A 3,334-nucleotide genomic window follows, 5' to 3' on the forward strand; every position below is an offset into this window, starting at 1 on the left:
ACTGCGGCGGCGCCGCCGCCCACCCCCCCCCCGGGGGGGCGGGCCCCCCCGCCCGGGGGGGCCGCCCCCCGCCCCCCCCCCGCCCCCCCGCCCGCTGCGCACTGCGTCGAATACTGCCTACTGCGTCAGGCGCCGGCGCGTTCCTTGCGGCGCAGGGTGAGGTAGGTGCCCGTGGCGCCCGCCGCGACCAGTGCGCCGGCGGCGATGCCGACCGGGACGACGGGGAACGACGAGGCGTCCGTGGTCGCCGCCGTGTTCTGCATCGACGGACCCGGGGTGATGCTGGTGGCGACCGGTGCCACGTGGTGGATCGGGCCGACCGACTGCACCGAGCCGTCCGCGTTCAGCAGGACCTGCTTGTTGTTGGGGTGCCGGAAGTCGAACATGCCCGCCAGGGAGCCGGCCGTGGCGTCGAAGGAGTGGTCGCCGATCCGGCCGGTGTGCCAGTTGTCCTCGACGAAGCGGATGATCGAGGACTGGTCGGTCAGCGTGTGGTCGACCTTGTTGACCTTGCTGTACGGGGACACGACGAGCAGCGGCTGGCGCGTGCCGGGGCCGCAGCGGTCCGCGTAACCGCCGGAAGCCGCCGGGCCCGCCTGGCAGGCCGGGGCGTCGGTGGCCTTGCCGTTGGAGCCGAGCGAGGTGTCCGTGGAGCCGTTACGCGGCTTGGCGTAGGCGTGGTCGTACCAGCCGTCGGAGTCGTCGTAGGCGATGACGACGGCCGTGGACTTCCACTGCGGCGACTTCTGGATCGCGTTGATCTCGTTGACGAGGAAGTGCTGCTCGTCGATCGGGTCGGAGTAGGCGGCGTGCCCGTCCTGGTACTCGGCGGCCTTGAGGAAGCTGACGGCCGGCAGCTTGCCCGCCTTGAGGGCGGCGTCGAAGTCGGTCAGGTCGTAGTTGTGGTTCGCCTGACCGTTGTGGCCGATCTCGTCGACGTTCTTGGGCGGCAGGTGGTGCGGGTTCGACGTCGACTTGTAGTACTCGAACGGCGAGTGGTGCGGGCTGTAGTCGACGACCGCGGCACCGCCGACGTTGGTGTGCGTGGTGTCGCACTTGGCGTAGTCGCCCTGCTTGCCGTCCCACGCGGTGGACGGCCGGAAGCCGCCCTGGAACCAACCCCAGCTGACCTTCTTGGAGTTGAGGACGTCACCGATGTTGCGGCCCTGCATCGCGGCGAGCGCGTTCTTGCTGGTGTGGTCCTTGCCGGAGCAGTCGTCGTAGGCCGGGTCCGGGTCGTTGATGACCGTGCCGACACCCTTCGCGTCGGGCGACTTGACGGTGTACGAGTCCGGCGTCGCGGTCTGCTTCGGGTTCTCGGTGCCGGACGCGGGGTCCATGGAGACCACGCCGTGCGTCTGGCCGGAGACCAGGTTGAGCGCGCCGGGGGTGGACGGGCCGTAGACCGAGCTGAAGGCGCGGTCGTTGAGGGCGTAGTGCTGGGCGTAGTTCCACAGCCCCGTGACGGTGTTGCCGTCGTAGTAGTCCATCACCAGGCCCGGCTCGCCGAACAGGGTGCCGGAGCACTTGCCGGAGTCCGTGTTCTGGACGAACTGGTCGTTCTTCCCGCCGTTGTTCGCGTACTGCTCGGGCCCGTACGCGTGGTTCTGGTCGCAGGTCATGGCCTGGGACGGGGTGAGCCGCTTGGGCAGGTACTGGTTGGGGTTCTTCGTCAGCAGCCCGGCCGTGCGCAGGTTGTCGACGTCGTTCGGGGTCTTCTTGGACGCCGTGAACTTCGTGCCGTCGGTGTTGGCGGCCTGCGGGTAGGTGGCGAAGTAGTGGTCGAAGGAGACGTTCTCGTCGAAGAGGACGACCACATGCTTGATGGGCGTGGCCGTCGAGGAGTGGCCTCCGCCCGGCATGCCGGCCCAGGCGGGCGCGTTCGCGCCGAGGGCCGTGAGCACGGCGGCGCCCGCGAGCGCGCCAAGGCTCCGAATCGTTGCTCGACTTCCCCTGCTGACCATGCTGGTTCACCTTCCGGACACGAACATCAATGCGCTATACGGTCAGGGATGTTCTGCGGGTCGGGCGGCAGTGCGGCGGAGCTGCGATGGCGCCCGAATGAACAACGAGTCAGGGATGCCAGGGGAAACCTTGACCGCTTGTTGACCAGGGGGTCCATGTGCCGCGGCGCCCCGGGTACCGGGGGATCAAGGGCTAGGCGAGCAGGGCCCGCCCGTACCAGTCCGCCCGGTCCCGCACCCCCGGCAGGGCGAAGAAGTAGCCGCCACCGAATGGCTTGATGTAGTCGGTGAGGGGCTCACCCGCGAGACGGCGCTGCACGGTCTCGAACTGGCGGGCGAGGTCCTGCTGGTAGCAGCAGAACAGCAGTCCCATGTCGAGGTTGCCGTTGCTGTCCATGCCCCGGTCGTAGTTGTATCCACGGCGCAGGATCCGCTGGTCGGTGGTGGCCGCCGTGCGCGGGTTGGCGAGCCGAATGTGGGCATCCAGCGGGATGATGTCGCCCTTGGGGTCGTTCGGATAGTCGGGGGTGTCGTGCTCGGCGTTGCCGTCGAGGGGTGCGCCTGACTCCCGGGCCCGGCCGAACATCCGTTCCTGCTCGGTGAGGGAGACACGGTCCCAGAACTCCACGAGCATGCGGATCAACCGGACGACCTGATAGCTGCCGCCCACCGCCCAGTCCGGCTCGCCCATGCCCTTCCCCACCCACACCAGGCGGTTCATCTCGCGTGCGTCGGTCGCCTCGGGGTTGGCCGTGCCGTCCCTGAAGCCCATCAGATTGCGTGGCGTGCCCGAGGGGCGGGGCGGGCTCGCGAAGCCGTCGAGGCGCCAGCGGACCTGCATGGCGCCGCGGGTGTGCCGGGCGATGTCGCGCAGGGCGTGCAGCACGGTGTCGGGGTCGTCGGCGTGCAGTTGGAGACTGAGGTCGCCGTGGCACCACTCGGACCGCAGGTCGTCGTCGGCGAAGGCGGGCATGGTCGTCAGCCTGCGCGGACGGCGGGCGGCCAGGCCGAAGCGGTCGTCGAAGAGCGCGGCGCCCACTCCGACGGTCACCGCGAGCGCCCCGGCGGGCAGTTGGTCGCCCAGGATGCCGGAGTCGGTGGGCGGGCCGGTGATGCCGACGGGTGGCGGCGTGCCGCCCGCGGTCAGGAAGCGGGCGCGCGCGGTGAGGGTGCGCAGGAGATCGGTGAGTTCGCCGCGGTTCTCGGCGGTGACGTCGAAGGCGGTGAAGGCGGTCACCCGGCGCGGGGCGGCGAGGACCGACTGCTGGTGGGGGCCGTGGAACGGTGCGACGGGAGAAGGAGTTCCCGCGCCGTCGGTGGTGACCGGAGCGGCCGCACCGCCGGCGGCGAGCCCGGCGCCCGCGAGCGCC

Annotated in this window: 2 protein-coding genes; both read right to left on the reverse strand. The window is 70.5% G+C overall.

Annotation, left to right across the window (positions count from 1 at the left end):
• Nucleotides 1–125: 125 nt before the first annotated feature.
• Entirely contained in the window at nt 126–1,964 is a 1,839-nt protein-coding gene (locus tag ABT186_RS47380; RefSeq protein WP_351930627.1) for a phospholipase C, read from the reverse strand.
• A gap of 193 nt (nt 1,965–2,157) precedes the next feature.
• On the reverse strand, nt 2,158–3,334 hold a 1,177-nt coding region (efeB, locus tag ABT186_RS47385; protein WP_351930628.1), incomplete at its 5' end, for an iron uptake transporter deferrochelatase/peroxidase subunit.

The organism is Streptomyces sp. NPDC001634, assembly GCF_040298185.1.
Taxonomy (GTDB): Bacteria; Actinomycetota; Actinomycetes; order Streptomycetales; family Streptomycetaceae; genus Streptomyces.

Excerpts from the sequence above, each read along its gene's own strand:
- ABT186_RS47380 (WP_351930627.1), bottom strand. The coding sequence starts at position 1,964 with ATGGTCAGCAGGGGAAGTCGAGCAACGATTCGGAGCCTTGGCGCGCTC.